Below are 25330 nucleotides of genomic sequence, written 5' to 3' on the forward strand. Positions count from 1 at the left end.
CCAACCACGTGTGGCCGCAGGGCCGCTCATTACCCATGGGTTACCCACCCGCGGGCAAGGTCAGACGGCCTTTGGACAGCACGCCGGCCAGTGCTTCGACCACCTCGGGCGCGTACTCCCCTCCGGTGCCCAGCCGCAGCTCCTCCAGGGCGCTCAGGGCCCCGCCCGGACCGCTGCCCCGAACCTTCTCGTCGTATGCGTTCACCGCCCGGACTATCCGGGCCGCGACCGGTTGCTCCGGGTAAGGGTCGGCCTGCCGCTCGACCACGGCCGCCACCTGGGCGCTCGCGCCGGTCTGGCGGACCACGGCCCCGCCGAGCAGGGCGATCCGGCGCTGCTCGGCGGCCGGCCGCCCGGCGGTGGCCCCGGCCGGGACCGGGTCGACGAGGCTGAGCTGGCCGATGTCGTGCATCAGGGCCGCGTACTCCAGGACGGTCAGCTCGGGCTCGGGCAGCCGCAGCTCGCGGCCCACGGCCTGGCTGAGGGCCGCGACCCGGCGGGCGTGCCCGGCCGGGGTGTATCCGGCGATCTCCGTGGCGCGGGCCAGGGAGGCGATGGTCTGCCGGTAGGTCGCCCGCACGGCCGCGTAGCGGCGCAGGGAGAGCTGGGTGAGCAGCAGCGGCACCGAGAACACGGGCAGCGCCCACAGCCCGACCACGGCGACGGCGAGCGCCATCACCGCGCCCGTCGCGCACACCGCCGAGCCGATCCCGGGCACCGCCCGCAGTTCGTCCAGCAGCAGCGGGCCGAACGGCCAGCCGGTGCGCGAGCAGGCGAGGGCGGCGGCGACCACCGCGTCGCACAGCACGGTCAGGACCAGCAGCGCGAGCAGCAGCAGCGCGTAGGCGGGACCGCTCCAGTGGTCGAACACCCCGCGGTTGTAGAGGGGCTGGAAGCAGACGGCGGCGAACCCGACGGCCAGGACGCGCCGGACCAGGTGGTCGACGACGGGGCCCTCGCCGCGCGCCAGGTACGGCACGCCGCCCAGCAGGGAGGCGGCGGCCACGACCACGACGACCTGGGCGACCCCGTGGTGGGTGGGGTGGCCGGCGTGCTCCCCGACCAGGGCGTACGCCAGCCCGCCGGCCGCGCCGAGCGGCGCGCGCTCTCGCGGTCCGGGCCCGTCGGCGGGCGTCTCGACCGGGAGGAGCCGGGGGTCCAGGAGGGGCAGCTCACCCACGGCGACGAGGACGCCGAAGGCGAGCGCCATGGGCCGCTGGTCCACGCCGGCGCAGAACGTGGCGAGGAGGCAGCCGGCGACGAGGAGGGCCGCGGCGGCGCGCAGCGCGAGGAGGGTGTGGCGGGCGGTCACCGGCGCGCCCCGGACCGGTCGCCCGAGGGCCGTGCGGGCGCGGGAAGGGCGGGCCGGGTCTCCTCGGCGGTCACGACCGGACGCCAGCCGTCCCGTTCGACGACCCGGGCCAGCGCGGTGACCATCCGGGGGTCGAAGTGGGATCCCGCGCACCGGCGCAGTTCCTGGAGGGCCGCCTCGACCGGCCGGGCGCGGCTGTAGGAGCGGGTGGACGTCATCGCGTCGAAGGCGTCGGCGACGGCGACCACGCGCGCGGGCTCGGGGATCTGCGCGCCCGCCAGGCCGTACGGGTAGCCGGTGCCGTCGATGCGTTCGTGGTGGTGCAGGATCGCCGAGCGGGCCTCGCCGAGGAAGGAGATGCCCCGGGTGATCTCGTGCCCGTACTCGGGGTGCAGTTCGATCACCCGCCGTTCCTCGGGGGTCAGGGGCCCGTCCTTGCGCAGCAGCCGGGTGGGGACGCCGAGCTTGCCGACGTCGTGCAGGATGCCGGCGAAGCGGAGCATCTCGACGCGGGTCTCGTCCATGCCGAGTTCGCGGGCGATCAGCATGGAGGCGTGGCCGACGCGTTCGCTGTGTCCGCGGGTGTAGCCGTCCTTGATGTCGACGGCCTGCACCAGCGCGCGGATCGTCGCCTGGTGGGCGGCGCGCTCGCGGTGGTACTGCGCGAACACCCACCAGGACACGCCCATCGGGAACAGCACGAGGAGGGCGGCGACGGGGCCGTAGGGGCTGCGCCACAGGACGGCCGTCATCAGCCCGGCCAGTCCGTGCACGGCGAGGGGTGCGAGGGAGCGCAGGAAGAGGCCGCGGCAGGCCTGCCGCAGCGGCAGGCGCTCGGCCAGCGCGAGCATCCCGCCGTCGAGGAGGGCGAGCGCGGCGCAGAACACCAGCACGGCCGCGCCGGCCGGGGCGAGGGCGTGGGGCACGTCGGAGCCGGCCACGGCCTCGCGGCCGCCGAGCGCGCCGTGCACCCGGGACGCGGCCCACACGGCGAGCGCCGACTGGGCGGCCCGCCAGATCCTGCGCAGCGCGGCGGGAGGCTGCTCGACGTGCGAGAAGAGTGCTCCGGGCAGCGGCACCAGGGCGGCCGCGGCCGGGGCGAGGAGGAAGGCCCCGGCGAGCAGCACGGGGTGGAAGGTGCCGGCGAACCTGCGCCGGGCGATCTGCTCGCCCGCGGCGTACAGGGCGGCGAGCAGGGCGACGGCCCACCAGGGGGTCCGCGGGCCGGGCGGCGGAAGCAGGCAGAGCAGCGCGCCCAGGGCGGCACAGGCGACGTAGACGCGCGCCCGCGCCGGAATCCCTTCCATGACGCCTCCCCCAGCCGTGCCTGTCCGGGCTCAGGAGCCTAGGACGGCCGGGGGCGGCTTCGCGGGCGTATCACCCGCGGATTAGCACATTCGGGTGACGTGGACGGTGTCCGGGTCCTGCGCGGTCCCGGGTGCGCCGGGGTCAGGACTCCTGCGGCGTGGCGGTCACGTCGTGCTCGGGGACGGTCTGGCCGGTGCGGATGAGATCCAGCCGCCCGAGGACCTTGGCGCGCAGGTCGCTCGGCACGTCGTCATGCCCGCAGCACCGCTTGACCAGCTTCTTCACGGCCTCCTCCAGCCCGTACTTCTCCAGGCAGGGGGAGCACTCCTCGAAGTGGTGCTGGAACTTGTCGCGGTCCAGCGGCGGCATCTCGCTGTCGAGGTACTCGTACAGATGGTCGAGGACCTCACTGCAGTCCGTCTCGTGCGGATCTCCGCAGCTCATGAGCCCGAACCTTTCGCTTCGTTCGACTCTCCGGCGCCGGCCGGGACCAGCCCGCGCTCACGGGCGTAGTCCTCCAGCATGCCGCGCAGTTGACGGCGGCCCCGGTGCAGCCGGGACATCACCGTGCCGATGGGTGTCCCCATGATGTCCGCGATCTCCTTGTACGCAAAGCCCTCCACGTCCGCGAGATACACGGCGATCCGGAACTCCTCCGGGATGGCCTGGAGCGCTTCCTTCACGTCGGAGTCGGGCAGGTGGTCCAGCGCCTGCGACTCGGCGGAGCGCAGACCGGTGGACATGTGCGACTCGGCGCGCGCCAGCTGCCAGTCCTCGATCTCCTCGGCCGCCGAGCGCTGGGGCTCGCGCTGCTTCTTGCGGTACGAGTTGATGAAGGTGTTGGTGAGGATCCGGTACAGCCAGGCCTTGAGGTTCGTGCCCTCCCGGAACTGGTGGAAGGACGCGTACGCCTTGGCGTAGGTCTCCTGCACCAGGTCCTCGGCGTCCGCGGGGTTGCGCGTCATGCGCAGCGCGGCCGAGTACATCTGGTCGAGGAACTCCAGCGCGTCGCGCTCGAAGCGCGCGGTGCGCTCGGCGCTGGACTCCGCCCCGGCCTCCCCGCTCACTCCCTGGCCCTCGGGCAGCTCCGCCTGGCCGTTGTCGGTCCCTGCGTCGGTACCGGTGACCGGACCCACCTCCTCAAGATCGCGCGCGGAACCGAAACCGATCCCACTCGAATCGGAGGATAGACGACTACCCGTGCCGACCGCCGCTCGAATAGGCGTGGCCTTGGCCGCATGCAGAATCGTCCAGTCCAGGTCGGCGCGGTCGGCGCGGCCCTTGTCGGACTCTGACTCTGCCGGGCGCAGCCCGTCCACCGGGTGGTGGGTGGCGGGCGGGCAGATGGTCGAACCCATGCGGCGGACTTCCTCTCCCACTGACGTCGGTGCCTGTCTCTCAGCACTTCTGTCCGCCTCAACAGCACCCGTCCCCGGCACATTCCCACCCGTTCACATGAGTGACCCGGCCCACCGCACGACCCCGGCCGTGACGACGTCCAGCGCCTGCTCCTGGGTGACGGGTGCGCGCTTGGGCACGGCGAACCCGTGGTCCGCGTAGGGGACTTCCACGAGTTCGTGGGCGCCCTCGGGAAACTCGGCGGGCGTGCCGAAGGGGTCCTTGGCGCCCTGGACGACGAGGGTCGGCCGTCCCGCCCCGAGCAGTTCGTCCGCGCGGGAGCGTTCGGGTCTGCCCGGCGGGTGCAGGGGAAAGCCGAGCGCCAGCACGGCGTGGGCGCCGAGTTCGGCGGCGGTGCGGCAGGCCACGCGCGCGCCCGCCGAGCGGCCCCCGGCGATCACCGGCAGCCCGGGCGCGACGACGGCGGGCCAGATTCCGCGCCAGCCGGCGTCGAGGGTCTTCGGCGCGGGCGCGACCTTCTTGCCGGCCACCCGCCAGGGCTGCTCGACGAGCGCGACGGCGACCCCGTGAGCGGGCAGCACGGCCGCGAGGGCCTGGAGGTCCCGGGCCTCGACGCCGCCCCCGGCGCCGTGGCTCACCGCGAGGACGAGCCGCGGCGTCCCGGCTCGGTGCCAGGTGAGGCGGGCGGTGCCCGTCCCGGTCTCGACCGTCTCCTGCGTCACCGTCACCGTCACCGTCGCCTGCGTCGCGCGGGGCCCGCCGGCCCCGGCGGCCAGGCCGGTCGCGCCCGTCTCGTTCGTCACATCAGAAGAGTGTGCCCTCCTCGGGCCCCTCCAGCTCCTTGAGCAGCTCCGGTCCGTTGTTGCGGACGTTGCTGACGGCCGTGGACACCGGGTAGGCGCGCATCAGCCCGGCCGGCGGGGGTTCGAGGAGCGCGCGCAGGTCGTCGGCGTCGGTGCGCGCCGGGTCGAGCCAGGCGTCCCAGCGGTCCGGGGTCAGCATCAGCGGCATCCGGGGGTGGATGTCGGCCAGGGCGTGCGGGCCGTCGGCCGGGGCCACGGCGAGCGGGGAGGTCTCGGCCTCGGTGGTGATCACCGAGCAGGTCGCCCACCAGGCCTGCGGATGGTCGTCGGGCAGGGTCCGGTCACGCCAGAACTCGTACAGGCCCGCCATGGCGAAGACCGAGCCGTCGGCCGGGAGGACGAAGTAGGGCTGCTTGCGGGGCCGCTTCTTCCTCCCCTCCACCTCCAGGTCCCGTTCCTGGACGCCGGTGACCCACTCGTAGTAGCCGTCGGCGGGCAGGACGCAGCGCCGGGCGGCGAAGGCCCGCCGGTACGAGGGCTTCTCGTGGACGGTCTCGGCGCGGGCGTTGATCATCCGTGCCGCGCCCTCGGGCGTCTTCGACCAGGACGGGACCAGCCCCCACTTCAGCCGGCGCAGCTGGCGAACCGGGCGCTTGTCGCCGGCGTCCTTCAGGGGGCGGTCCAGAACGGCGTAGACCTCTTTGGTCGGGGCCACGTTGTAGTCGGGCTCCAGGGACTCCTGGGGCTCCCACGTCTCGATCCCGAAGGTTCCCGCGAGATCCTCGGGCCTGCGACTCGCTGCATACCGTCCGCACATACGTGCCACACTGCCAGATTCCTCGGAGAGAACGGGAGCCACCCGACACTATGGAGAGCACCGCCGCCCTCGCGCTGCCCGGTCTGTGGGACCGGCTCGTCGGCACCCAGACCGACCCCGACCTGTGGGTGGTGATCGCCACCGCGGTGGCGGCCCTCGCGGTCGTCGTGCCGCACCGCCTGTGGCGGCTCTCCCGCAACGCCATCACCATCGCCCACGAGGGCGGCCACGGCCTGGTCGCGCTGTTGACCGGGCGTCAGCTGACCGGGATACGCCTGCACTCCGACACCAGCGGCCTGACCGTCAGCCGGGGCAAGCCGCACGGACTCGGCATGATCCTCACCGCGGCCGCCGGCTACACCGCTCCCCCGCTGCTCGGCCTGGGCGGCGCGGCCCTGCTGGGCGCCGGGCGCATCACCCTGCTGCTCTGGGCGGCGACGGCGCTGCTGCTGGTGATGCTGGTGATGATCCGCAACGCCTACGGCGCGCTGACCGTCGTCCTGACCGGCGGCGCCTTCCTGCTCGTGTCCTGGCTGGCCGGCCCCCAGGTGCAGGCGGCCTTCGCGTACGCGGTGGTGTGGTTCCTGCTGCTGGGCGGTGTGCGCCCGGCCTTCGAGCTCCAGGCGAAGCGCTCGCGCGGCGGCGCGGGCGACTCCGACGCCGACCAGCTGTCCCGGCTGACCCATGTGCCGGCCGGCCTGTGGCTGTTCCTGTTCCACGCGGTGAGCCTGTGCGCGCTGCTCGGCGGGGGCAGGTGGCTGCTCGGCCTGTGACGGGCCGGGGCGGTCCTCGCGAGGGCACGGGACGGGGCCGCGCGCGGCAGGCGTCCGGGGGCGGTCGCGGCCGGCGGCGGGCCGGACGGCGACGCACCCCGATCCCGGCCGCGGACTAAAGTGGGCGCATGCCCGTGAACCCCGCCCACACCGCCCTCTGGCCCGCCCCGCACGCGAGCGAGGCCGTCGACGCGACGGTCCACGTGCCGGGGTCGAAGTCCGTCACCAACCGCGCCCTCGTCCTCGCCGCGCTCGCCTCCGAGCCGGGCTGGCTGCGCCGCCCGCTGCGCTCGCGCGACACCCTGCTGATGGCGGCGGCCCTGCGCGAGATGGGCGTCGGCATCGAGGAGACGGTCTCGTCCAGCTCCTCCGTGGCGGCCGGCCAGGACCGCGCCGGCGAGGCCTGGCGCGTCCTGCCCGCGGGGCTGCGCGGGCCCGCCACCGTCGACGTCGGCAACGCGGGCACCGTGATGCGCTTCCTGCCGCCGGTCGCCGCCCTCGCCGACGGCCCCGTCCGCTTCGACGGCGACCCGCGCGCGTACGAGCGTCCCCTGAACGGCGTCATCGACGCGCTGCGCGTGCTCGGCGCCCGCATCGAGGACGACGACCGCGGCGCCCTGCCGCTGACCGTGCACGGCTCGGGCGGGCTGGACGGCGGCACGGTGGAGATCGACGCCTCGTCGTCGTCGCAGTTCGTCTCCGCGCTGCTGCTGTCCGCGCCGCGCTTCAACCAGGGCGTCGAGGTCCGGCACATCGGCTCCTCGCTGCCGTCGGTGCCGCACATCCGGATGACGGTGGACATGCTGCGTGCGGTGGGCGCCCAGGTGGACAGCCCGGAGTCGGGCGGCGAGCCCAACGTCTGGCGGGTCACGCCGGGCGCTCTGCTGGGCCGGGACCTGACCATCGAGCCGGATCTGTCCAACGCCCAGCCGTTCCTGGCGGCGGCGCTGGTGACGGGCGGGCGGGTGCTCGTCCCGGACTGGCCGGCCCGCACCACCCAGCCGGGTGACCGGCTGCGCGAGATCTTCACCGAGATGGGCGGTTCCTGCGAACTGGCCGACTACGGACTGGTCTTCACCGGTTCGGGCTCGATCCACGGCATCGACGTCGACCTCGGCGACGTCGGCGAGCTGACCCCGGGCGTCGCCGCGGTCGCCGCCCTCGCCGACTCCCCGTCCACCCTGCGGGGCGTGGCGCATCTGCGGCTGCACGAGACGGACCGGCTGGCCGCGCTGACCAAGGAGATCAACGAGCTGGGCGGCGACGTCACGGAGACGGCCGACGGTCTGCACATCCGGCCGCGCCGGCTGCACGGCGGGATCTTCCACACCTACGACGACCACCGCATGGCGACGGCCGGCGCGATCATCGGCCTGGCCGTGCCGGGCGTGCAGATCGAGAACGTGGCCACGACGGCGAAGACGCTGCCCGACTTCCCCGAACTGTGGACCGGGATGCTCGGGGTATAGGGACTTTCGCCATGCGCCGCTACGGCAAGCACACCGACGAGGACGACATCCGCAGCCGCCCCAACCGCAAGGGCAACCGGCCTCGCACGCACACCCGCCCCAAGCACGAGGACGCCGCCGACGGCATGGTCCTCACCGTCGACCGGGGCCGGCTGACCTGTCTGGTCGACGACCGGATCGTCCTCGCCATGAAGGCCCGCGAGCTGGGCCGCAAGGCGGCGGTGGTGGGCGACCGGGTCGCCCTGGTCGGCGACCTGTCCGGCAAGAAGGACACCCTGGCCCGCATCGTCCGCATCGCCGAGCGCACCTCGGTGCTGCGCCGCACCGCGGACGACGACGACCCCTACGAGCGGGTCGTCGTGGCCAACGCCGACCAGCTCGCCGTCGTCACCGCCCTCGCCGACCCGGAGCCCCGCCCCCGGCTCATCGACCGCTGCCTGGTCGCGGCGTACGACGGCGGCCTCACGCCGCTGCTGGTCATGACGAAGTCGGACCTGGCCTCCCCGGACAAGCTGCTGGAGCTGTACGGCGACCTCGACATCCCCTACGTCGTGACCAGCCGCGAGGAGCTGGAGAACGGCGACGCGGCGGAGCGGGTGCGCGAGCTGCTGGCCGGGCGGACCACGGCGTTCGTCGGCCACTCGGGCGTCGGCAAGACGACGCTGGTCAACGCGCTGGTCCCGCTGGAGCGGCGGCGGGTGACCGGCCACGTCAACGCGGTGACGGGCCGCGGCCGCCACACGACGACCTCGGCGCTGGCCCTGCCGCTGGCCGGCACGGACGACTGGGTGATCGACACCCCGGGCATCCGCTCCTTCGGTCTGCACCACGTCGACCCGTCGCGGGTGATCCTCGCCTTCCCCGACCTGGTGCCGGGCACCGAGGGCTGCCCGCGCGCGTGCAGCCACGACGAGCCGGACTGCGCGCTGGACGCCTGGGTCGCCGACGGTCACGCCGACCCGGCGCGGCTGTACTCCCTGCGCCGCCTGCTGTCCACGCGGGAACGCACCGAGGGCGACTGACCACCGACGAACGGTCCACTGACCACCGCGTTGTTTGCGCCGCCCCGAGTCCGGCAAGTGCATAATCGCACCGAGCCGGACCGGGCCGGTCAAACGGAGGGACAGCACATGGCGTGGCTGCTGGTCGTCGTGGCCGGAGTGCTCGAAACCGGTTTCGCCGTCTGTCTCAAGCTGTCCCACGGCTTCACCCGGCTCTGGCCGACGATCGCCTTCTGCACCTTCGCCCTGGGCAGCTTCGGCCTGCTGACCCTCTCCCTGAAGAAGCTGGACGTCGGTCCCGCCTACGCCGTGTGGACGGGCATCGGCGCGGCCGGCACCGCGATCTACGGCATGGTCTTCCTCGGCGACCTGGTGTCGACGCTGAAGATCGTCTCGATCAGCCTGGTGATCATAGGGGTGATCGGGTTGCAGCTGTCGGGCTCGGCTCACTAGGCCCCGCCCCGGCGGCGGGCGTCTGCCCCTGGTTCCTGTGGCGTCGGTGCAGGGCCCCGCGCACCAGGTCGGCGACGCCGTCTTCGGCCGGCGGCGGCGCGGCCACGCACGACAGCGCGAGGCGGACGGCGAGTTCGCAGCAGCGGGCCAGTTCTGCGGTGTCCGCCCGGAGCGCGCCGGGCCCGGAGAACACGGCCACCGCCCGGTCGCGGACGGCGCCCACCAGCTCGCCGGGCGAGGGCAGCGGCCCGTCCGCCCGCCGCTGCGCCGGCACGGCGGAGGAGGACGGGACCGCCGAGAGCGTCGGCGCGGGCAGGCGTTCGCTCCAGAAGCCGGTGAGGACGGCCCGCACGAGCACGCTGTCGCGGGCGGCCGAGACGGTCCACTCGGCGACGGCAGCGAGCCGGTCCCGGGTGTCGCCGTGCACGGCCAGCGCCCGGTCGACCCCGGCGAGGTAGCCGTCGGCCTCGCGCCGGACCAGGGCCCTCGCGAGGCCCTCCTTGCTCCCGAACTCGTTGTAGAGCGTCTGCCGGGACACCCCGGCCGCCACGGCCACGTCCACCATCCGCACCGCGGCCCACGGCCGTAGCGCAAGCGCCGCGAAAGCGGCGTCCAGCAGGGATTCCCGCGCTGCAGGCATCTTCGCCTCCCGGGGCGAGCGGCTCTGCGCCCCAGGTTTGACGCGTGGGGGAGCACTGTCAAGGGTTCGCGGCCGGACCGGCGGTCGCCGCACCGCTCCCCCGCGCGCGGGGTGTCCGTCCCGCGGTCCCGTGTGGCCTCCGCTCGCCCGCGCCGGATACGGTTCGTCCCATGCCGGACTACCTCGACGACCTCCGACTCGCGCACGTCCTCGCGGACGCCGCCGACGCCGGGACGATGGACCGTTTCAAGGCCCTCGACCTCAAGGTCGAGACGAAACCGGACATGACCCCGGTGAGCGAGGCCGACAAGGCCGCCGAGGAGCTGATCCGCGGCCAGCTCCAGCGCGCCCGTCCCCGGGACGCGATCCTGGGCGAGGAGTACGGCGTCGAGGGCACCGGCCCGCGCCGCTGGGTGATCGACCCGATCGACGGCACGAAGAACTACGTGCGGGGCGTTCCCGTGTGGGCGACCCTGATCTCGCTGATGGAGGCGGGCGAGACCGGTTTCCAGCCCGTCGTCGGCGTCGTCTCGGCGCCCGCGCTGGGCCGGCGCTGGTGGGCGGCGAAGGGGCACGGCGCCTACAGCGGCCGCAGCCTGTCCGCCGCGACCCGGCTGCGCGTCTCCCGCGTGTCCGAGCTGTCGGACGCCTCCTTCGCCTACTCCTCGCTCGGCGGCTGGGAGGAGCGCGGACGGCTCAACGGCTTCCTGGACCTCACCCGCGCGGTGTGGCGCACGCGCGCGTACGGCGACTTCTGGCCGTACATGATGGTCGCCGAGGGCTCGATCGACATGTGCGCCGAACCGGAACTCTCCCTGTGGGACATGGCGGCCACGGCGATCGTGGTGACGGAGGCGGGCGGCACGTTCACCGGCCTCGACGGGCGTCCCGGCCCGCACAGCGGCAACGCCGCGGCCTCCAACGGCCTGCTCCACGACGACCTGCTGGACCACCTCAACCAGCGCTACTGACGAACGCCTCCACGAGCCACAGATGAGCGCGCGCGCCCTCAATTGGACGCGCGCGCCCTCTTGTTGACCCCGGCTTTACCTGTCACGCTGACAGCACCGCCCACTTGTGAACTTGTGAATCCCCGCACGCGCGGCGAGGGATCCTAGGAGGTGGCTCCAGCCATGCTCGTCCGTGACGCCATGAGCACGGTGATCCTCACCATCGGCCCCGCACACACCCTCCGTCAGGCCGCCGCCCTGATGGCCGCCCGCCGGGTCGGCGCGGCGGTCGTCCTGGACCCGGACGCCGGCGGCATCGGCATCCTCACCGAGCGCGACATCCTCGTCTCGGTGGCCCTCGGCCAGGACCCCGACACGGAACGCACCCACGCCCACACCACGGACGACGTGGTCTTCGCCGCCCCGACCTGGACGCTGGAGGAGGCGGCCGGGGCGATGACCCACGGCGGCTTCCGCCATCTGATCGTCCTCGACCAGCACGGACCGGCCGGCATCGTCTCCGTGCGCGACATCATCCGCTGCTGGCTCCCGGCCCGGAGGCCCGACCAAACCCGTACGCCGTCCTACAGTGGACTCGGTCCAAGCCAGGCCAGAATCTAAAGTCACACCCGTTCGGGACCTGGTCGCCCGACTGTTAGGCTGAAACCATGAGTGACCTTCTGGACCGACTGCGTGGCCGCGGATGGCGGATGACCGCGCAGCGGCGCGTCGTGGCCGAGGTGCTCGACGGCGAGCACGTCCATCTGACGGCCGACGAGGTGCACGCCAGGGCCGTCGTCCGGCTGCCGGAGATCTCCCGGGCGACCGTCTACAACACGCTCGGCGAACTGGTCTCCCTCGGCGAGGTGCTCGAGGTCGCCACCGACCGGCGTGCCAAGCGGTACGACCCGAACGCGCACCGCCCGCACCACCACCTGGTGTGCGCCCGCTGCGGCGCCATCAAGGACGTCCACCCGAGCGGCAACCCGCTGGCCGACCTCCCGGACTCGGAACGCTTCGGCTTCACGGTCTCCGACGTCGAGGTGACCTACCGCGGCCTCTGCCCCGACTGCGCCACGGCCTGACTGCGCCTCGCGGCGACCGCCGCGAGCACGGGCCCTGCCGCCAACACGACCGAGGGCCGGAACCCTTTCGGATTCCGGCCCTCGGCCTTCAGTAGCGGGGACAGGATTTGAACCTGCGACCTCTGGGTTATGAGCCCAGCGAGCTACCGAGCTGCTCCACCCCGCGTCGATGAATGCAACGTTACGTGAAGGCCGACCCCAAAGGCAAATCAATACCCACGCACCAAGCGTTCCGCCCGTCCGACGCGTGAGGCCGAGGTCCGACTCCTCAGCCTCCCCGGCCTCTTCAGCCCGTCCGGCGTTTGAGGACGAGGCCCTTTCAGGGCCGACAGCGAGGGTCCGGGGGCGGCAGCCCCCGGGGACGGGCGGGAAGGGGCGACGGGGGCGGCAACCGCTGTACGGCACGACAGCCGACCGCGCCGCACCCACCCGGCCGGGAGGACAGAGCCGACGCCCCTCACCCAGGGTGAGCCGAGAACGGCCTCACCCCGGCGGAGGGCCCCAGACCCCCCTCAAGCCCAGGGCACCGTCACGCGGACAACTCCTCCCGCAACGCGTCCCGCAACCGCGCCGCCCGCTCGGCAACCTCCGCCGGCCCGAGCGACACCGCCCGGTCCGCCCACCGCTGTCCCTCCGCCAGCTCCCCGCGACGCGCGTAGACCAGGGCCAGCCGCAACGCCGCCCGCCCGTGACCGGCGTCGGCCGCCCGCGTCCACCACACGGCCGCCTCGGGCTCGCTGCCCTCCCGCGCGAGCAGCAGCCCGAGGTTGAAGGCCCCGTTGCGGGACCCGGCCTCGGCGGCCGTCCGGTACCACCGCGCCGCCTCCACCACGTCGCCCCGGGCGGCGGCCAGCATCCCGACCCGCACCTGCGCGCGCCGGTGCCCCTGCGTCGCCGCCCGCTCGTACCACTCCTCGCACTCGGTCTTCTCGTGCACGATCTCCCCCAGCTCGTGCGCGGGCTGCGGCGGCCGGCGCGAGTCGAGCAGGGCGGCCAGCCGGTATGCCGCCTCCGCGCTGCCGCCGCCCGCGGCGCAGCGCAGATGCCGCTCGGCCTCCTGTTCGTCACCGTCGCGCAGGCGCGCGATGCCGACCTGGAGCGCCGCCTCGGTGTGCCCGGCGGCCGCCGCCCGCTCGTACCAGCGCAGCGCGACCGTCTCCTCGCCCCGCCCGGCGAACAGGATCCCGAGGTTGAACGCGGCGTCGACGCTGCCCGCCTCGGCCGCCTTGGAGAACCAGGGCTCGGCCCCGGCGGTGTCGCCGCCCTGGAGCAGCAGCACCGCCAGTGCGTTGGCCGCCTCCCGGTGCCCGGCGTAGGCGGCGCGGCGGTACCACTGCTCGGCCTGCGCGGTGCGGCCCTGCTCGGCGCAGAGCAGGGCGAGGTTGTAGGCCCCGTTGTCGTCGCCGGCGTCCATCGCGGCCCGGTACCAGCGTTCGGCGGTCTGGGTCTGGCCGCGCTCGGCGTGCAGCGCGCCGAGCGCGTTGGCCGCGTTGCCGTCGCCCTCCTGCGCGGCCCGCAGCCACCAGATCGCGGCGTTCTCGGTGTCTCCGGCGTCGCGCAGCAGGAAGCCGAGCGCGCAGGCGGCGCGCGCCTCGCCGTCCTTGGCGGACGTCAGATACCAGCGACCGGCCTCCTTGAGGTCGCCCCGCTTCTCCAGGATCGCCCCGAGGTGGAGCGCGGCGCGGCGGTGTCCGCGCGCGGCGGCCTGGCGGTACCACTGCTCGGCGTCCGACCGCGCGGCGACGCCGTCGTCCTGTCCGCGTCCGTCCGCCGCGCCGCCTGCCGGTCCCCGCTCGCCCGGCTCGCCGCCCTGCTCGTGGTCCTTCAGGTCGAGGGCCCGGGCCAGCCGGTAGGCCGCTTCCCGGTGGCCGCGCTCGGCGGCGGCCCGCATCCAGCGTTCGGCCCCGGCGTCGCCGCGGTGCTCCAGGAGGTCGGCGAGGGCGTAGGCACCCAGGGCGTGCCCCTGTTCGGCGGACTGGCGCAGCCAGTACTCGGCGGCCGGCTCGTCGCCGCACTCCCGGCAGTGGCGGCCCAGCGCGTGCGCCGCGGCGGCGGAGCCGGCGACGGCGGCGACCCGCCACCAGCCGGCCGCCTCGTCGGGGTAGCCCCGCTGGTGGAGGAGGACGCCCAGGTTGTTGGCGGCCGCCCGGTCGCCCTCGGCGGTGGCGGCACGGAGATGGGGTTCGGCTCCGTCGAGGTCGCCGCGGCGCAGCAGCATGGCCCCGAGGACGCTCACGGCCTCGACGTCGCCGGCTCGTGCCGCGAGTCGCAGGCGCATCTCCTCGACGGCCTCCCCCGTCTCGACGGCGTCCACCGTCTCGTCCCGGCTCTCGTCCGGGGTCGCTTCCTCACCGGAAGGCTGCACAAACCGCCCTGTCTCGAACAGAGTTGCCTTGTCCCCCATAACGTCCATCGTCGCACCACCCGCAACCCGGGTACACCTGGTATACCGCGGCCCGTAAGGTCACTACAGCGTTTTGTCGACATGCCCACAGAGAGACAAGTGAAACACAGATCGCCCAACTCCCCACCGCGACGCGGCCATCGGTCCCCCGGCACATGCGTTCGCACATCACGAAGGCCCGGATCCGTTTCTGGATCCGGGCCTTCGTCTTCAGTAGCGGGGACAGGATTTGAACCTGCGACCTCTGGGTTATGAGCCCAGCGAGCTACCGAGCTGCTCCACCCCGCGTCGTGTTCCACAACCGTATCACGACGCGGGACGGGCTTGATCAGCTGCTGCTCGGGCCGGGACTGGGACTGCCGGTCGCCTTGCCGCCGGCCGCCGCGCCACTGCCGGCGCGGGGGCTCGCCGAGGGCGACGGGACGGCGCCGCCGCCGGTCTTGGCGCCCTTGTCCGCCTGTGCCTGCGCGTCCTCGGCCCGCTTCAGCGCGGCCTCCAGATCCTTCTGCGCCTTGGCGTACGCGTCCCAGTCGGGCTTCTTGAGCGCCTCCTGGCCGGCCTCGAAGGCCTTCTGCGCGTCGGCCAGCGCCTGGCGGACCGTCGGGTTGGACGACGTCGGCGGCGGGGTCGTGCCCCCGCCCTCGTCCGTCGGCGGCGGGGTCGCCGCCTCCGCGCCGAACACCTTGTTGAGGGCTTCGTCCAGGGTGTCCTCGAAGGCGGTGTTGCCGCCGTAGGTCACCAACACCTTCTTCAGCAGCGGGTACTTGAGGCCGCCGCCGCGCACGTAGACGGGTTCCACGTAGAGCAGGCCGCCGTCGAGCGGAACCGTCAGCAGGTTGCCGTACTCGATGTCGGAGTCGCCGCCCTTGAGGAGTCTGATGGACTCGGCGATGTCCTGTTCGGAGTTGAACTGGCTCTGCACCTGTTTGGGCCCGTCGACGGTCGTGCTCGTCGGGAGTTTCAGGACTCTGATCTTGCCGTAGTCGGGCGTGCCCGCCTCGGAGTCGACCGCCATGAACGCGCTGAGGTTGTCACGGCCGTTGGGCGTGAACGTCGTCGTCAGCGAGAACGCCTGCGCCTTCTGGTCGGGCATCCTCATGCTCAGGTAGTACGGCGGCACCGCGTCGCCCGACTTGTTGGACGGGTCGTCCGGCACCTGCCACACCTCGCTGCCGCTGAGGAACGTCGTCGCGTCCTTCACGTGGTAGCGGGTGAGCAGTTCGCGCTGGACCTTGAACAGGTCCTGCGGGTAGCGGAGATGCGCCATCAGCGAGGGCGAGATGGACGACTTGGCCTTCACCGTGCCGGGGAACGCCTTCATCCAGGTCTTGAGGACCGGGTCCTGGGTGTCCCACTGGAAGAGCTTGACCTCTCCCGTGTACGCGTCGACGGTCGCCTTCACCGAGTTGCGGATGTAGTTGACCTGGTTCTGCTGGGCCACCACCGCGCGGTTGTCGTTGGTCGCGGTCAGCGAGTCGGCCGTCGTGTCGCCGAGCGTCGTACGGGAGGCGTACGGGTACCCGTTGGTCGTCGTGTAGGCGTCGACGATCCACTGGATCTTGTTGTCGACCACGGCCGGGTAGGCGTCGCCGTCGATGGTCAGCCACGGGGCGACCGCCTCGACGCGCTCCTTGGGCGTGCGGTTGTACAGGATCCGCGAACCGTCGCCGATGGCGCCGGAGTAGAGGATCTGCGGCTCGCCGAACGCCACCGCGTACGCGGCCCGGTTGACCGGGTTGGAGAGGTTGACGCCGCTGTTGCCGGTGTAGCTGGTGGTCTTCTCCCCCTTGTCGTCGGAGTAGTCGATCTCCTTCTGGGGGCCGCCGACGATCGAGTACGTGGTCGTCTTCTCGCCGTAGTAGACCCGCTGCTCATAACTGCCGAGCTCGCCCTGCGAGGGCAGGTTGGACTCGGTGAAGACCGGGCGCCCCTCGGGGTCGGACGTCGTTCCCTTGGCGGCGACCACGCCGTAGCCGTGCGTGTAGCGGAAGTGGTTGTTGATCCAGTTCTGCTTGTCGACGCCCGCGAGGTTCAGCTCGCGCAGACCGATGACGGTGTCCTCGTCGGTCCCCTTCACGTTGTAGCGGTCCACGTCCAGGTTGGTCGGGAACGCGTAGTACTTCCGCATCTGCTGGAGCTGCTGGAAGGTCGGGGAGACGATGTTCGGGTCGAGGACGCGGATGCTCGCGGTGGCGTCGGCGTCGTCGCGCAGGGTCGTCTTGTCCTTGGTGGTGCTGGTGCCCGAGTACTCGGTGACCTGCGCGCCGTCGATGCCGTAGGCCTCGCGCGTCGCCTTGAGGTTCTTCTCGACGTACGGGGCTTCCTTGGCCTGCTCGTTGGGCTGGACCTGGAACTTCTGGACGATCGCCGGGTAGAGCCCGCCGATGAGGATCGCCGAGAGCACCATCAGGCCGAAGCCGATGACCGGCAGCTGCCAGGTGCGGCGCCACAGGGTGGCGAAGAAGAGCAGGGCGCAGATGACGGCGATGCAGAACAGGATCGTCTTCGCCGGGAGGTAGGCGTTGGCGTCGACGTAGCGCAGGCCCGTCCAGTTGTCCGTGGCCTTGAAGTCGCTGGACTTCACCGCGAGGCCGTAGCGGTCGAGCCAGTAGGCGACCGCCTTGAGCGCGACGAAGATGCCCAGCAGGACCGACAGATGGCCGGTGGCCGCGGCCGTGGCGCGCGCGCCGGGGCTGGTGACCCGCAGCCCGCCGTACAGGTAGTGGGTCAGCGCGGCGGCGATCAGGGACAGGATCGTGGCGGCGAAGCCGAAGCCGAGCAGGAACCGGTACCAGGGCAGGTCGAAGGCGAAGAAGGACACGTCCAGGTGGAACTGGGGGTCCTTCTGTCCGAAGGAGACACCGTTGACCCACATCAGCCAGGTCCGCCACTGGCCCGCGGCGGACGCGCCGGCGATCAGGCCGACCAGGGCGGTGATGCCGAGCAGCAGCCACGTCTTGTACGGCGCGATGCCCATGCGGTAGCGGTCGAGGCTCTGCTGCTCCACCGACATCGCGCTCAGCGGCGGCCGCAGCCGGTGCGCCAGCCAGATGTTGACGCCGACCGCGACGGCCATCAGCAGGCCGAAGACGAAGAACAGCCCGATCTTGGTCCACAGCGTGGTGGTGAAGACCGACGAGTAATGCACCGAGCGGTACCAGAGCCAGTCCGTCCAGAACCCGGCGAACATGGTGAACGCCATGCCCAGGACGGCCAGGACGGCCAGTGTCATGAGCAGGGTCCGGACACGCCGGGACGGGCGGCCCACTCTGATCCGCGGCCCCGTGGGGCCTCCGCCGCGGTCCGGCATCTGGAAAGCCAAGGTGCGCACCTCGAAAGTCGCAGTAGATCCGTCAGGCCCGCGTGTTCGTGGGCCGTTGGCGGCCCGCCGTGATCGCGGGCTCCCACCTATGCAACTTACTCACGGTTTACTCGGTTCCCGATTCCGGCCAGGAACGAGAGAGGATTGTGACCATGTCCAACACTCCCATGGCGGCGAGCCCGCTCACCCGGGCCGTGCTCGAGATCGACGAGTACGCCTCCGGCCTCGGCTGGGACCAGCCCGCCCGCCTCTTCGCCCTCGTAGACACCGCCCGGCTGCGCGCCCAGGAACCGTCGCTCGCCGCTCAGCTCGGCCTCCAGGACGAGCCCGAGATCACCGGCCTCACCCCCGTCGAGCAGGACGAGGTGCCGACGGACAAGCCGCTCGACGAGTTCCTCGCCACGATCGCCTGGCCCGACGCGGTCGTCGGCTGCGCCCTCACCGTGGAGCGTCTGATGCTGCCGCCGTCGGCCGAGGCCCAGGTCCCCCAGGGCCTGAGCGAGGCGAAGCTGGCGAAGTGGGTGTCGGACCACCCGGACCGCCAGGAGGTCCGGATGACGGTCGGGGTCCTGCGCGACGGCACCCGCGACTCCGCCCTGCGGCTGCGGGAGAAGGACGCCTCGACGGAGGTCCTCACCGGCTCGGGCCTGGTGCCCGGGCTCGCGGAGGCGCTCTCGGCGACCTTCGCCGAGTAGCGGCCCGCGCGTCTCAGCGGGGCGGCCCCGCGGTCACTTCTCGCACGCGGGCAGGCCCGCGGTGTCGCCGCCGCGGATGTCCTTGAGGGCGGCGAGGGCGTCGTCGATGGTGTGCACCTTGACGAGCCTGAGCCCCGAGGGGGTGTCCTTGGCGGCGGCCGCGCAGTTCTCGGCGGGCGTCAGGAAGTACTGGGCGCCCTGGCTGCGCGCGCCGACCGTCTTCAGCTCGATGCCGCCGATCGGTCCGACCTTGCCGTCGTCGTCGATCGTCCCGGTGCCGGCGACGAACCTGCCGCCGGTGAGACTGCCGGGGGTGAGCTTGTCGTAGATGCCGAGGGCGAACATCAGGCCGGCGCTGGGGCCGCCCACGTCGGCGAGCTTGATGTCGACGGTGAACGGGAACGTGTGGTCGGTGCCGGCCGAGATCCCGACGATGGCACGCTTGCGGCCGCTGTCGTCGGAGGCCGCGGTGGTGACGGCGACGTCCTGGGTCGTGGTCGCCGTCTTGTGCGCCTTCTCGGCGGCCGCCTGCTCCTTCGCCGGGACGATGGTGAAGACGACCTTCTCGCCCGGCTTGTGCACGGTCACCAGCTTGGCGACGTCGCCTGGCTGCTTCACGGCCGTCCCGTCGACGGCCTTGATCACGTCGCCCGCGTGCAGTCTGCCCTCGGCCGGGGAGCCCTTCACCACGGTCGAGACGATCACCCAGGACGTCACGGGGACCTTCAGCTCCTTCAGGGCCGCCACCTTGGCGCTCTCCTGGGACTGGCTGAACTCCTCGGCGTTCTCCTGGGTGGACTGCTCCTCGGTCTTGCCGTCCGGGTACAGCGTGTCGTGCGGGACCACCTTGGTGTCGTGCGCCAGCCAGCCGTAGACCGCCTCGACGAGGTTCATCCGGTAGTCGGCGCTGGTGACCCGCACGGTGGTCATGTTCAGGTGGCCGCTGGTCGCGTACGTCCTGCGCCCGGAGATCTGCAGCACCGGCTCGCCGTCGTGGTCGCCGAGCGTGTTCACCGTCGGCCCCGGGGACATCTCCGCGTACGGCACGGGGATGAGCACTCCCGCGCACAGGAGCGCGATCAGCATCAGGGTGGAGGCGAGCATCGTCGCGGTGCGGCGTGGCATGCCTCGACATTACGGGACGGGTCTGTCAGCGCACCGTCAGGGCTGCCACCCGGGTCACGTACGCGAGTGGGGCTTCTCCATGGCCGCGCGGAAGCGGGCGTAGCCGTCCAGCTCGGGGCCGTCGCTTCGGGCTTTGCGGGTCCGGTTGGCCCAACTGCCCCACAGGCCCGCGCCGATCGCGGCGACCAGTGGAATCAGCAACCAGACGAGCGCCGCCATGACGACCTCCCAACCCCGACGAACCACCGCAACTGACTGATCAGCAGATTAACCGTCCGCACGGACAACGCTCACGGCAGGGGTGCGGTTACGCAACCGGACGGGTGAGCGGACGCAGGTCTCGGCCACGCCCGTCCGCCCTCCTGGTCAGCAGGCGCCGACCCATTCCTGCGTCCCGTCCGTGAACGTCTGGTGCTTCCAGATGGGGACCTCGTGCTTGAGGTCGTCGATCAGCTTGCGGCACGCCTCGAAGGCCTCGCCCCGGTGCGGACAGGACACGGCGACGACGACGGCGAGATCCCCCACCGCGAGATCCCCCACCCGGTGGACGGCGGCCAGCGCCCGCACCGGGTACTGCGCGACGACCTTCTCCGCGACCCGCCGCATCTCCGCCTCGGCACTGGGATGGCAGGAGTACCCGAGGGCGTCGACGTCGGCGCCCCCGTCGTGGTTGCGCACGGTGCCCACGAACAGGGCCGTGCCCCCGGCCGCGTCGTCCCCGACGGCCCGGAAGACCTCGTCCAGCGAGAGCGCGCGGTCGCGGACGGCGATGAGCTTGATGGGGTCCGGCGCTGCGTACTCGCCCGGATGGTCGTCGATGGCTGCCATACCCCCATCGTGCCGCACCCGGGAGACGGGCCGGAATAGCGTGATCACCCGGCACACGCGCGTGCCGCTTCGGAGCGTCCTACGAAAGACGCCCCGCCACGGCGGCGAAAGAGCGGCGGGGGCATCCCCTCCCCGCCGCCCCCGAGGTCAGGCCCTCACCTCGCCGAGGTCACCTGCGGCGGGCCTTCCTGGCGCGCCGCACGACGGCCGCCGCGCCCAGCAGGGCGACCGTCGCGCCGGCCGCGCCCGCCGCGGTCGCGTCCTTGCGTCCCAGCCGCCGCCCGGCGACGGTGTGCCGCCCGGCGACCTCCTCCAGCAGCTCGGCGAGGACCTCCTCGTTGGTCCAGCGCGGCCGCCATCCCGCGTCGTGCAGCCGGCTCCCGCTCACCACCCAGGGGTACATCGTGTAGGCCAGGTCGCCCGCCGGGGACGGCGTCAGCCCGATCCGGTGCAGCCGGGCCGCCGCGCCCAGGGCGACCGCCGACGGCAGCTCCATCCGGCGGATCCCGCTGAGCTCCTCGACCTCCTCCTGCTCCAGCCACCCGTCGCACCCGACGGCCAGCTCCCCGTCGACCTTCTCCAAGATGGCGTACGCCAGGGCGCTCACCAGGTCCTCGACGTGGCAGAACTGCCAGGCGGGCCGCGAGCCCGCCACGACGAGCAGCCGCGGCGACTCGAAGTACCGGGTCAGCGCGGTGTCCGTGCCGCCGACCAGGACCGCGGGCCGCACCACGGTGACGTTGAGCCCCGGATGCGCCCGGGGCGCGCGCCGCGCGAGCCGTTCGATCTCCAGGAGGTCGCCCACGCCGGTCGCCTCGGCCGTCGCCCGCAGCTCGGCGTCCTCGGACAGCGGCAGCTCGTTGTCCTCCAGCGCTCCGTAGACCATGGCGGAGGTGCACAGCACGACCCGGTGCACCCCGGCCGCCGCCGCGGCCGTCAGCACGGTCTGCGTACCGCGCACGTTGTAGGCCGTCCGGGCGGCGGCGTCACTCCCCAGGTCGAGGTCGAGTGCGAGATGGACGACGACGTCCGCCCCGCGCAGTTTGTCGGCGATCGCCGGGTCGCGGACGTCGAGGATGTGCCACTGCGCCGCGTCGCACTCACCGCGCCGCTCGTCGATGGCGACGACCTGCTTGACCTCCTCCGACGCGGCGAGACGCTGTGTGAGCTGCGCGCCCACCCCGTTCGCCGCGCCGGTCACGGCGACGACGGGCCCGCGCGAACCGCCCGGGGTCGATCGGTTTCGCGCTGCGCGAACCTGCGGATCTGGGGAACTCACCAGGTGTCTCCAGCGGTTGTCTTGGCATACGGGCGCGAGTGACGCGTACGTACCAGGTGGCATCCATCCTGCCGCAGGCCGGCAGTCGGCGAAGCACCGAGGCCCGATCGAGCCGGGGTGTCTACGCTGGGTGGTGTTGCAGGGCAGTCGCCGCCGGCCGATGACCGGTGGCCTTACCAGCCGAGGAACCCCGTGAGTGACACCCCATTCGGATTCGGCCTTCCGCCGGAGGAGCCGGAAGACGGCGACGAGGGCAAGAAGAAGGACTCGCAGAGCGGCGGTGGTCAGGGACCGGCCAACCCGTTCGGCTTCGGCGGGCTGCCCGGCGCCGGAGGCTTCGGCGCTCCGGGCGGCCCCGGCGCGGACAACCCCCTGGCGGCGATGTTCGGCTCGCTGAACCCCAACGACCTGGGCGCCGCGTTCCAGCAGCTCGGCCAGATGCTCTCGTACGAGGGCGGCCCGGTGAACTGGGACATGGCCAAGCAGATCGCCCGCCAGACGGTCTCGCAGGGCACCTCCGACGGCGTGAAGGACGCGAGCGTCGGCTCCGCCGAGCGCACGGCCGTCCAGGAGGCCGTCCGCCTTGCCGACCTGTGGCTGGACGACGCCACCTCGCTGCCCTCCGGCGCCGGCTCCGCGGTGGCGTGGTCGCGCGCGGAGTGGGTCGAGGCCACCCTGCCCGCCTGGAAGGAACTCGTCGACCCGGTCGCCGAACGCGTCGGCGCCGCCATGGGCGACGTCCTGCCGGAGGAGATGCAGGCCATGGCCGGCCCTCTGATCGGCATGATGCGCTCGATGGGCGGGGCGATGTTCGGCTCCCAGATCGGACAGGCCGTCGGCGTCCTGGCGGGCGAGGTCGTCGGCTCGACCGACATCGGCCTTCCGCTCGGCCCGGCCGGGCGCGCGGCGCTGCTGCCGGTCAACATCGCGACCTTCGGCAAGGACCTGGGCGTGCCCCAGGACGAGGTGCGGCTGTACCTGGCCCTGCGCGAGGGCGCGCACCAGCGTCTGTTCGCGCACGTGCCGTGGCTGCGCTCGCACCTGTTCGGCGCGGTCGAGGGCTACGCGCGCGGGATCAAGGTCGACACCGCCAAGCTGGAGGACGTCGTCGGCCAGTTCGACCCGCAGAACCCCGAGCAGCTTCAGGACGCCCTTCAGCAGGGCATGTTCCAGCCGGAGGACACCCCGGAGCAGAAGGCCGCGCTGGCCCGTCTGGAGACGGCCCTGGCGCTCGTCGAGGGCTGGGTGGACGCGGTGGTGCACGCCGCCGCGAAGCCGCGCCTGTCGTCCGCCGACGCGCTGCGCGAGACGCTGCGCCGTCGTCGCGCCACCGGCGGCCCCGCGGAGCAGACGTTCGCCACGCTGATCGGCCTGGAGCTGCGCCCGCGCCGTCTGCGCGACGCGTCGCGCCTGTGGGCCTCGCTGACGGACGCGCGCGGGGTCGACGGCCGGGACGCGCTGTGGGCGCACCCGGACATGCTGCCCACGGCCTCCGACCTGGACGACCCGGACGGCTTCGTGCACCGCGAGCACATGGACTTCTCCGAGCTGGACAAGATGCTCGGCGAGGCCGCGAGCGGCGGCGCCGGCGGCGGGAAGCCGGACCTCACGAAGGACGACGCGCCGAAGACCGACGACGACCACGACTCCAGGGGCGACGGCGCCGAGTGAGCCTGTACGACGACGCGGTCCTCGTCCTCAAGGAGTACGAGGACCAGGAAGAGCTGCGCCGGTCCTACCTGGACCATCTGGAGGCGCATCCGGACGGCATGTGGAAGGCCTGCCGGGAGGGGCACGTCACGGCGAGCGCGCTGGTGATCGACCCCGAGCGGGAGCGGGTCCTGCTGACGCTCCACAGGAAGCTGCGGATGTGGCTCCAGACGGGCGGGCACTGCGAGCCGGGCGACGGAACGCTGGCGGCCGCCGCCCTGCGTGAGGGCGCCGAGGAGTCGGGCGTGCCGGGGCTGACCCTGCTGCCCGGCGGCCCGGTCCGCCTCGACCGCCATGAGACGCCGTGCGCCTGGCACTACGACGTCCAGTACGCGGCGCTGGCCCCCGCCGGGTCCGTGGAGGCCATCAGCGACGAGTCCCTGGACCTGCGCTGGTTCCCGTACGCGCAGGTGGCGGAGGTCGCCGACGATTCGGTCGTACGGCTCCTGGAGGCGACCCGCGCGCGGCTGTGAGCCGGCGGACGGAGGGGGCGGCCCGCCGGGCGGCCGCCCCTCACGCCGGTTCACCGTGCCGGACGGTCAGCTCCAGACGTTGCCCTGGTTCTGACCGCGCGCCCCCTGCTGCCCCATGCCGTACTGGGCGGCCAGGCCGGAGCCGATGGCCGCGTTCTGCGGCGGCAGCAGCTCGCTGGGCTGCACGAGGGCGTAGCCGGAGCCCATGAAGCTCAGCTCCCAGCCCTCACCGGTGTTGCCGCGCCGGCGCCACACGCCGGAGGAGTGCGTCTGCGCCTGCATCTGCACCCGCAGCCCGGTGGACCAGGCGACGATGGCGTCGGCGTCGCAGTTGACGTACTTGTCCGGGGTGACCTGCATCAGCAGGGGCGCGCCCGAGGTCATCAGGGCGACCTTGCCGCGGCCGGTGATGTTGAGCTGGTACTTGCCGGAACCGGAGATGCCGTAGAGGCTGTCGACGGCGATGACCTCGTGGTGCAGCGACGAGTCCATGGCGAGCACGTAGCTGCTGTCCACGGTCAGGCCGTCCTGCTCCACCTCCATCACGTGGATGTGCTGGGCGAGGTTGGCGAGGTAGACCGTGCCCTGCCCGTGGCAGCGCATCAGGTCCAGGCCCTCGCCGGTGTACGCACGCGCGCGTCCCTGCTGGCGGTTCTGGAACTCGGCGTCGAACTCCATCAGGCCCTGGTAGGCGACCATCGTGCCCTTGCGGGCGAGGATGTCGTCATGGCCCTCCAGGGTGACCCGGAGCATCTGCTTGTTCTGCAGACTCCAGCGTTCCTGGGTCTGCGAGTCGTTGTGCGCGAAAAGTGGGCTCTGCATGACGTTTCTGGCTCTCCCTCAGCCCCGGACCCGGAGGCGGTCCGTGCTGTCCTCGCTGGGCTGGACGACGACGATGCCCTGGCCGGAGAAGGCCATCTGGTAGGCCTCACCGCTGCCCCGGCCGATGAGCGACTGCGCCTTGAAGCTGCGCTTGCCCTTCACCTTCAGGTTCGGGGACCAGGCGACGAGCGCGTCGGGGTCGACGTACGTCTCGTCCTCGCCGCCGCCGCAGTCGACCACGATCGGCTTGCCCCGGGACGTCAGCGCGACCCAGCCCTGACCGGAGATCTTGGTGTTCCACAGCCCCTGGCCGGCGAACTTCGCGAGGCCCTTGACGCGCTCGACGCCCCAGGTGAGGTGCGCGTCGAAGGCGAGCAGGTTGGTGGCGTTGACGGAGATGCCGTCGCCGTTGAGGTTGATCACGACGACGTTCGCGCCGTAGTCGGCGAGGTACAGCAGACCGTCGCCGGTGCACTTCATCAGGGGCGCGCCCTCGCCGGTCATCCAGTCGCGTGCGATCTGGCGCACGGCCGGCGGGTTGGGCTCGTACTGGACGAAGCCCTCGTAGGCGACCATGGAGCCCACGCGCGCGAAGAGGTCGTTGCCGGTCTGCATGGCGACCTTCAGCATGTGGTTGCCGTGGTTCTCCATGCGGGCGGTGACGGGTGCGGGGGCGTAGCCCGCGAGCGGCTGGTTCATGAC

25 protein-coding genes and 2 tRNA genes are annotated in these 25330 nt (G+C 72.6%); 10 read left to right on the forward strand and 17 right to left on the reverse strand.

The window, feature by feature from the left end:
* Window positions 1-40: 40 nt before the first annotated feature.
* The 6 genes from ACGFSH_RS07180 to ACGFSH_RS07205 form a co-directional block, all read right to left on the reverse strand.
* Complete coding sequence (locus ACGFSH_RS07180; protein WP_393345815.1) at window positions 41-1312, reverse strand: HD-GYP domain-containing protein; 1272 nt, start codon at window positions 1310-1312, stop codon at window positions 41-43.
* Window positions 1309-2619 carry an HD-GYP domain-containing protein gene (locus ACGFSH_RS07185; RefSeq protein ID WP_393345817.1) on the reverse strand — a complete coding sequence of 437 codons (1311 nt, stop codon included), beginning with the start codon at window positions 2617-2619 and terminating at the stop codon, window positions 1309-1311. The genes ACGFSH_RS07180 and ACGFSH_RS07185 overlap by 4 nt, the downstream gene beginning before the upstream one ends.
* 142 nt (window positions 2620-2761) lie before the next feature.
* Window positions 2762-3064 carry a mycothiol system anti-sigma-R factor gene (gene rsrA / locus ACGFSH_RS07190; protein WP_329413430.1) on the reverse strand — a complete coding sequence of 101 codons (303 nt, stop codon included), beginning with the start codon at window positions 3062-3064 and terminating at the stop codon, window positions 2762-2764.
* Window positions 3061-3756: an RNA polymerase sigma factor SigR gene (gene sigR / locus ACGFSH_RS07195; protein ID WP_393346933.1), complete on the reverse strand. Its 696-nt coding sequence runs from the start codon at window positions 3754-3756 to the stop codon at window positions 3061-3063. Before sigR ends, rsrA begins: the two co-directional genes overlap by 4 nt.
* 315 nt (window positions 3757-4071) lie before the next feature.
* The gene (locus ACGFSH_RS07200) at window positions 4072-4707 is read right to left on the reverse strand and encodes an alpha/beta family hydrolase (RefSeq protein ID WP_393346935.1); all 636 of its coding nucleotides are present in this window, start codon (window positions 4705-4707) and stop codon (window positions 4072-4074) included.
* 76 nt (window positions 4708-4783) lie between these two features.
* Window positions 4784-5599: an SOS response-associated peptidase gene (locus tag ACGFSH_RS07205; RefSeq protein WP_393345819.1), complete on the reverse strand. Its 816-nt coding sequence runs from the start codon at window positions 5597-5599 to the stop codon at window positions 4784-4786.
* A 50-nt stretch (window positions 5600-5649) separates the two neighbouring features.
* Between ACGFSH_RS07205 and ACGFSH_RS07210 the strand changes: the two genes are divergently transcribed.
* The 4 genes from ACGFSH_RS07210 to ACGFSH_RS07225 all read left to right on the forward strand — a co-directional run bounded on the left by ACGFSH_RS07210 (window position 5650) and on the right by ACGFSH_RS07225 (window position 9295).
* Window positions 5650-6372: a M50 family metallopeptidase gene (locus ACGFSH_RS07210; RefSeq protein ID WP_393345821.1), complete on the forward strand. Its 723-nt coding sequence runs from the start codon at window positions 5650-5652 to the stop codon at window positions 6370-6372.
* Between the two features lie 128 nt (window positions 6373-6500).
* The gene (gene aroA, locus ACGFSH_RS07215) at window positions 6501-7841 is read left to right on the forward strand and encodes a 3-phosphoshikimate 1-carboxyvinyltransferase (RefSeq protein WP_393345823.1); all 1341 of its coding nucleotides are present in this window, start codon (window positions 6501-6503) and stop codon (window positions 7839-7841) included.
* An 11-nt stretch (window positions 7842-7852) separates the two neighbouring features.
* Complete coding sequence (rsgA, locus tag ACGFSH_RS07220) at window positions 7853-8863, forward strand: ribosome small subunit-dependent GTPase A (RefSeq protein WP_393345825.1); 1011 nt, start codon at window positions 7853-7855, stop codon at window positions 8861-8863.
* A 108-nt stretch (window positions 8864-8971) separates the two neighbouring features.
* Complete coding sequence (locus tag ACGFSH_RS07225) at window positions 8972-9295, forward strand: DMT family transporter (RefSeq protein ID WP_393345827.1); 324 nt, start codon at window positions 8972-8974, stop codon at window positions 9293-9295.
* Here ACGFSH_RS07225 and ACGFSH_RS07230 read toward each other — a convergent pair.
* Entirely contained in the window at window positions 9252-9935 is a 684-nt protein-coding gene (locus ACGFSH_RS07230) for a TetR/AcrR family transcriptional regulator (protein ID WP_393345829.1), read from the reverse strand. The genes ACGFSH_RS07225 and ACGFSH_RS07230 overlap by 44 nt on opposite strands.
* A 170-nt stretch (window positions 9936-10105) precedes the next feature.
* Here ACGFSH_RS07230 and hisN point away from each other — a divergent pair, with 170 nt between their 5' ends.
* The 3 genes from hisN (at window position 10106) to ACGFSH_RS07245 (ending at window position 11970) form a co-directional block, all read left to right on the forward strand.
* The gene (hisN, locus tag ACGFSH_RS07235) at window positions 10106-10906 is read left to right on the forward strand and encodes a histidinol-phosphatase (RefSeq protein ID WP_393345831.1); all 801 of its coding nucleotides are present in this window, start codon (window positions 10106-10108) and stop codon (window positions 10904-10906) included.
* Between the two features lie 162 nt (window positions 10907-11068).
* Entirely contained in the window at window positions 11069-11506 is a 438-nt protein-coding gene (locus tag ACGFSH_RS07240) for a CBS domain-containing protein (protein WP_329413422.1), read from the forward strand.
* 47 nt (window positions 11507-11553) lie between these two features.
* Complete coding sequence (locus ACGFSH_RS07245; protein ID WP_069771680.1) at window positions 11554-11970, forward strand: Fur family transcriptional regulator; 417 nt, start codon at window positions 11554-11556, stop codon at window positions 11968-11970.
* Window positions 11971-12062: 92 nt separating this feature from the next.
* Here the strand turns inward: ACGFSH_RS07245 and ACGFSH_RS07250 are convergent.
* The 4 genes from ACGFSH_RS07250 to ACGFSH_RS07265 all read right to left on the reverse strand — a co-directional run bounded on the left by ACGFSH_RS07250 (window position 12063) and on the right by ACGFSH_RS07265 (window position 17684).
* Window positions 12063-12136, reverse strand: a tRNA-Met gene (locus ACGFSH_RS07250).
* Between the two features lie 363 nt (window positions 12137-12499).
* Window positions 12500-14383 carry a tetratricopeptide repeat protein gene (locus tag ACGFSH_RS07255; protein WP_393345834.1) on the reverse strand — a complete coding sequence of 628 codons (1884 nt, stop codon included), beginning with the start codon at window positions 14381-14383 and terminating at the stop codon, window positions 12500-12502.
* Between the two features lie 205 nt (window positions 14384-14588).
* Window positions 14589-14662 (reverse strand) — tRNA-Met (locus ACGFSH_RS07260).
* A 40-nt stretch (window positions 14663-14702) separates the two neighbouring features.
* The gene (locus tag ACGFSH_RS07265) at window positions 14703-17684 is read right to left on the reverse strand and encodes a UPF0182 family protein (RefSeq protein WP_393346937.1); all 2982 of its coding nucleotides are present in this window, start codon (window positions 17682-17684) and stop codon (window positions 14703-14705) included.
* 164 nt (window positions 17685-17848) lie between these two features.
* Here ACGFSH_RS07265 and ACGFSH_RS07270 point away from each other — a divergent pair, with 164 nt between their 5' ends.
* Window positions 17849-18391, forward strand: a complete 543-nt coding sequence (locus ACGFSH_RS07270; protein WP_329413417.1) for a PPA1309 family protein — start codon at window positions 17849-17851, stop codon at window positions 18389-18391.
* Between the two features lie 33 nt (window positions 18392-18424).
* Here ACGFSH_RS07270 and ACGFSH_RS07275 read toward each other — a convergent pair whose 3' ends face one another.
* The 4 genes from ACGFSH_RS07275 to ACGFSH_RS07290 form a co-directional block, all read right to left on the reverse strand.
* Window positions 18425-19516, reverse strand: a complete 1092-nt coding sequence (locus tag ACGFSH_RS07275; protein WP_393345836.1) for a PDZ domain-containing protein — start codon at window positions 19514-19516, stop codon at window positions 18425-18427.
* A 54-nt stretch (window positions 19517-19570) separates the two neighbouring features.
* On the reverse strand, window positions 19571-19762 hold the full coding sequence (locus ACGFSH_RS07280; protein ID WP_329417662.1) for a hypothetical protein: 192 nt from the start codon (window positions 19760-19762) through the stop codon (window positions 19571-19573).
* A 120-nt stretch (window positions 19763-19882) separates the two neighbouring features.
* The gene (locus ACGFSH_RS07285) at window positions 19883-20344 is read right to left on the reverse strand and encodes a molybdenum cofactor biosynthesis protein MoaE (protein WP_393345838.1); all 462 of its coding nucleotides are present in this window, start codon (window positions 20342-20344) and stop codon (window positions 19883-19885) included.
* Window positions 20345-20513: 169 nt separating this feature from the next.
* A complete protein-coding gene (locus ACGFSH_RS07290; RefSeq protein ID WP_393345840.1) occupies window positions 20514-21623 on the reverse strand; it encodes an SDR family oxidoreductase in 1110 nt (369 codons plus the stop codon).
* Between the two features lie 192 nt (window positions 21624-21815).
* Between ACGFSH_RS07290 and ACGFSH_RS07295 the strand changes: the two genes are divergently transcribed.
* Both ACGFSH_RS07295 and ACGFSH_RS07300 read left to right on the forward strand, forming a co-directional pair.
* A complete protein-coding gene (locus ACGFSH_RS07295; RefSeq protein WP_393345842.1) occupies window positions 21816-23294 on the forward strand; it encodes a zinc-dependent metalloprotease in 1479 nt (492 codons plus the stop codon).
* A complete protein-coding gene (locus tag ACGFSH_RS07300) occupies window positions 23291-23806 on the forward strand; it encodes an NUDIX hydrolase (protein ID WP_393345844.1) in 516 nt (171 codons plus the stop codon). The genes ACGFSH_RS07295 and ACGFSH_RS07300 overlap by 4 nt, the downstream gene beginning before the upstream one ends.
* A gap of 66 nt (window positions 23807-23872) precedes the next feature.
* Here ACGFSH_RS07300 and ACGFSH_RS07305 read toward each other — a convergent pair whose 3' ends face one another.
* Both ACGFSH_RS07305 and ACGFSH_RS07310 read right to left on the reverse strand, forming a co-directional pair.
* Window positions 23873-24628, reverse strand: coding sequence for an AIM24 family protein (locus tag ACGFSH_RS07305; protein ID WP_393345846.1), 756 nt, complete (start codon window positions 24626-24628; stop codon window positions 23873-23875).
* A gap of 18 nt (window positions 24629-24646) precedes the next feature.
* Window positions 24647-25327, reverse strand: a complete 681-nt coding sequence (locus tag ACGFSH_RS07310) for an AIM24 family protein (RefSeq protein ID WP_079659796.1) — start codon at window positions 25325-25327, stop codon at window positions 24647-24649.
* Window positions 25328-25330 lie beyond the last annotated feature (3 nt).

The sequence above is a fragment of the Streptomyces sp. NPDC048481 genome (assembly GCF_043200075.1).
In the GTDB taxonomy this organism is placed as follows: domain Bacteria; phylum Actinomycetota; class Actinomycetes; order Streptomycetales; family Streptomycetaceae; genus Streptomyces.

Excerpts from the sequence above, each read along its gene's own strand:
- ACGFSH_RS07185 (WP_393345817.1), bottom strand. The coding sequence starts at position 2,619 with ATGGAAGGGATTCCGGCGCGGGCGCGCGTCTACGTCGCCTGTGCCGCC.
- rsrA (WP_329413430.1), bottom strand. The coding sequence starts at position 3,064 with ATGAGCTGCGGAGATCCGCACGAGACGGACTGCAGTGAGGTCCTCGAC.
- ACGFSH_RS07205 (WP_393345819.1), bottom strand. The coding sequence starts at position 5,599 with ATGTGCGGACGGTATGCAGCGAGTCGCAGGCCCGAGGATCTCGCGGGA.
- ACGFSH_RS07210 (WP_393345821.1), top strand. The coding sequence starts at position 5,650 with ATGGAGAGCACCGCCGCCCTCGCGCTGCCCGGTCTGTGGGACCGGCTC.
- aroA (WP_393345823.1), top strand. The coding sequence starts at position 6,501 with ATGCCCGTGAACCCCGCCCACACCGCCCTCTGGCCCGCCCCGCACGCG.
- rsgA (WP_393345825.1), top strand. The coding sequence starts at position 7,853 with ATGCGCCGCTACGGCAAGCACACCGACGAGGACGACATCCGCAGCCGC.
- ACGFSH_RS07225 (WP_393345827.1), top strand. The coding sequence starts at position 8,972 with ATGGCGTGGCTGCTGGTCGTCGTGGCCGGAGTGCTCGAAACCGGTTTC.
- ACGFSH_RS07230 (WP_393345829.1), bottom strand. The coding sequence starts at position 9,935 with ATGCCTGCAGCGCGGGAATCCCTGCTGGACGCCGCTTTCGCGGCGCTT.
- hisN (WP_393345831.1), top strand. The coding sequence starts at position 10,106 with ATGCCGGACTACCTCGACGACCTCCGACTCGCGCACGTCCTCGCGGAC.
- ACGFSH_RS07240 (WP_329413422.1), top strand. The coding sequence starts at position 11,069 with ATGCTCGTCCGTGACGCCATGAGCACGGTGATCCTCACCATCGGCCCC.
- ACGFSH_RS07245 (WP_069771680.1), top strand. The coding sequence starts at position 11,554 with ATGAGTGACCTTCTGGACCGACTGCGTGGCCGCGGATGGCGGATGACC.
- ACGFSH_RS07255 (WP_393345834.1), bottom strand. The coding sequence starts at position 14,383 with ATGGACGTTATGGGGGACAAGGCAACTCTGTTCGAGACAGGGCGGTTT.
- ACGFSH_RS07265 (WP_393346937.1), bottom strand. The coding sequence starts at position 17,684 with ATGCCGGACCGCGGCGGAGGCCCCACGGGGCCGCGGATCAGAGTGGGC.
- ACGFSH_RS07270 (WP_329413417.1), top strand. The coding sequence starts at position 17,849 with ATGTCCAACACTCCCATGGCGGCGAGCCCGCTCACCCGGGCCGTGCTC.
- ACGFSH_RS07275 (WP_393345836.1), bottom strand. The coding sequence starts at position 19,516 with ATGCCACGCCGCACCGCGACGATGCTCGCCTCCACCCTGATGCTGATC.
- ACGFSH_RS07285 (WP_393345838.1), bottom strand. The coding sequence starts at position 20,344 with ATGGCAGCCATCGACGACCATCCGGGCGAGTACGCAGCGCCGGACCCC.
- ACGFSH_RS07305 (WP_393345846.1), bottom strand. The coding sequence starts at position 24,628 with ATGCAGAGCCCACTTTTCGCGCACAACGACTCGCAGACCCAGGAACGC.
- ACGFSH_RS07310 (WP_079659796.1), bottom strand. The coding sequence starts at position 25,327 with ATGAACCAGCCGCTCGCGGGCTACGCCCCCGCACCCGTCACCGCCCGC.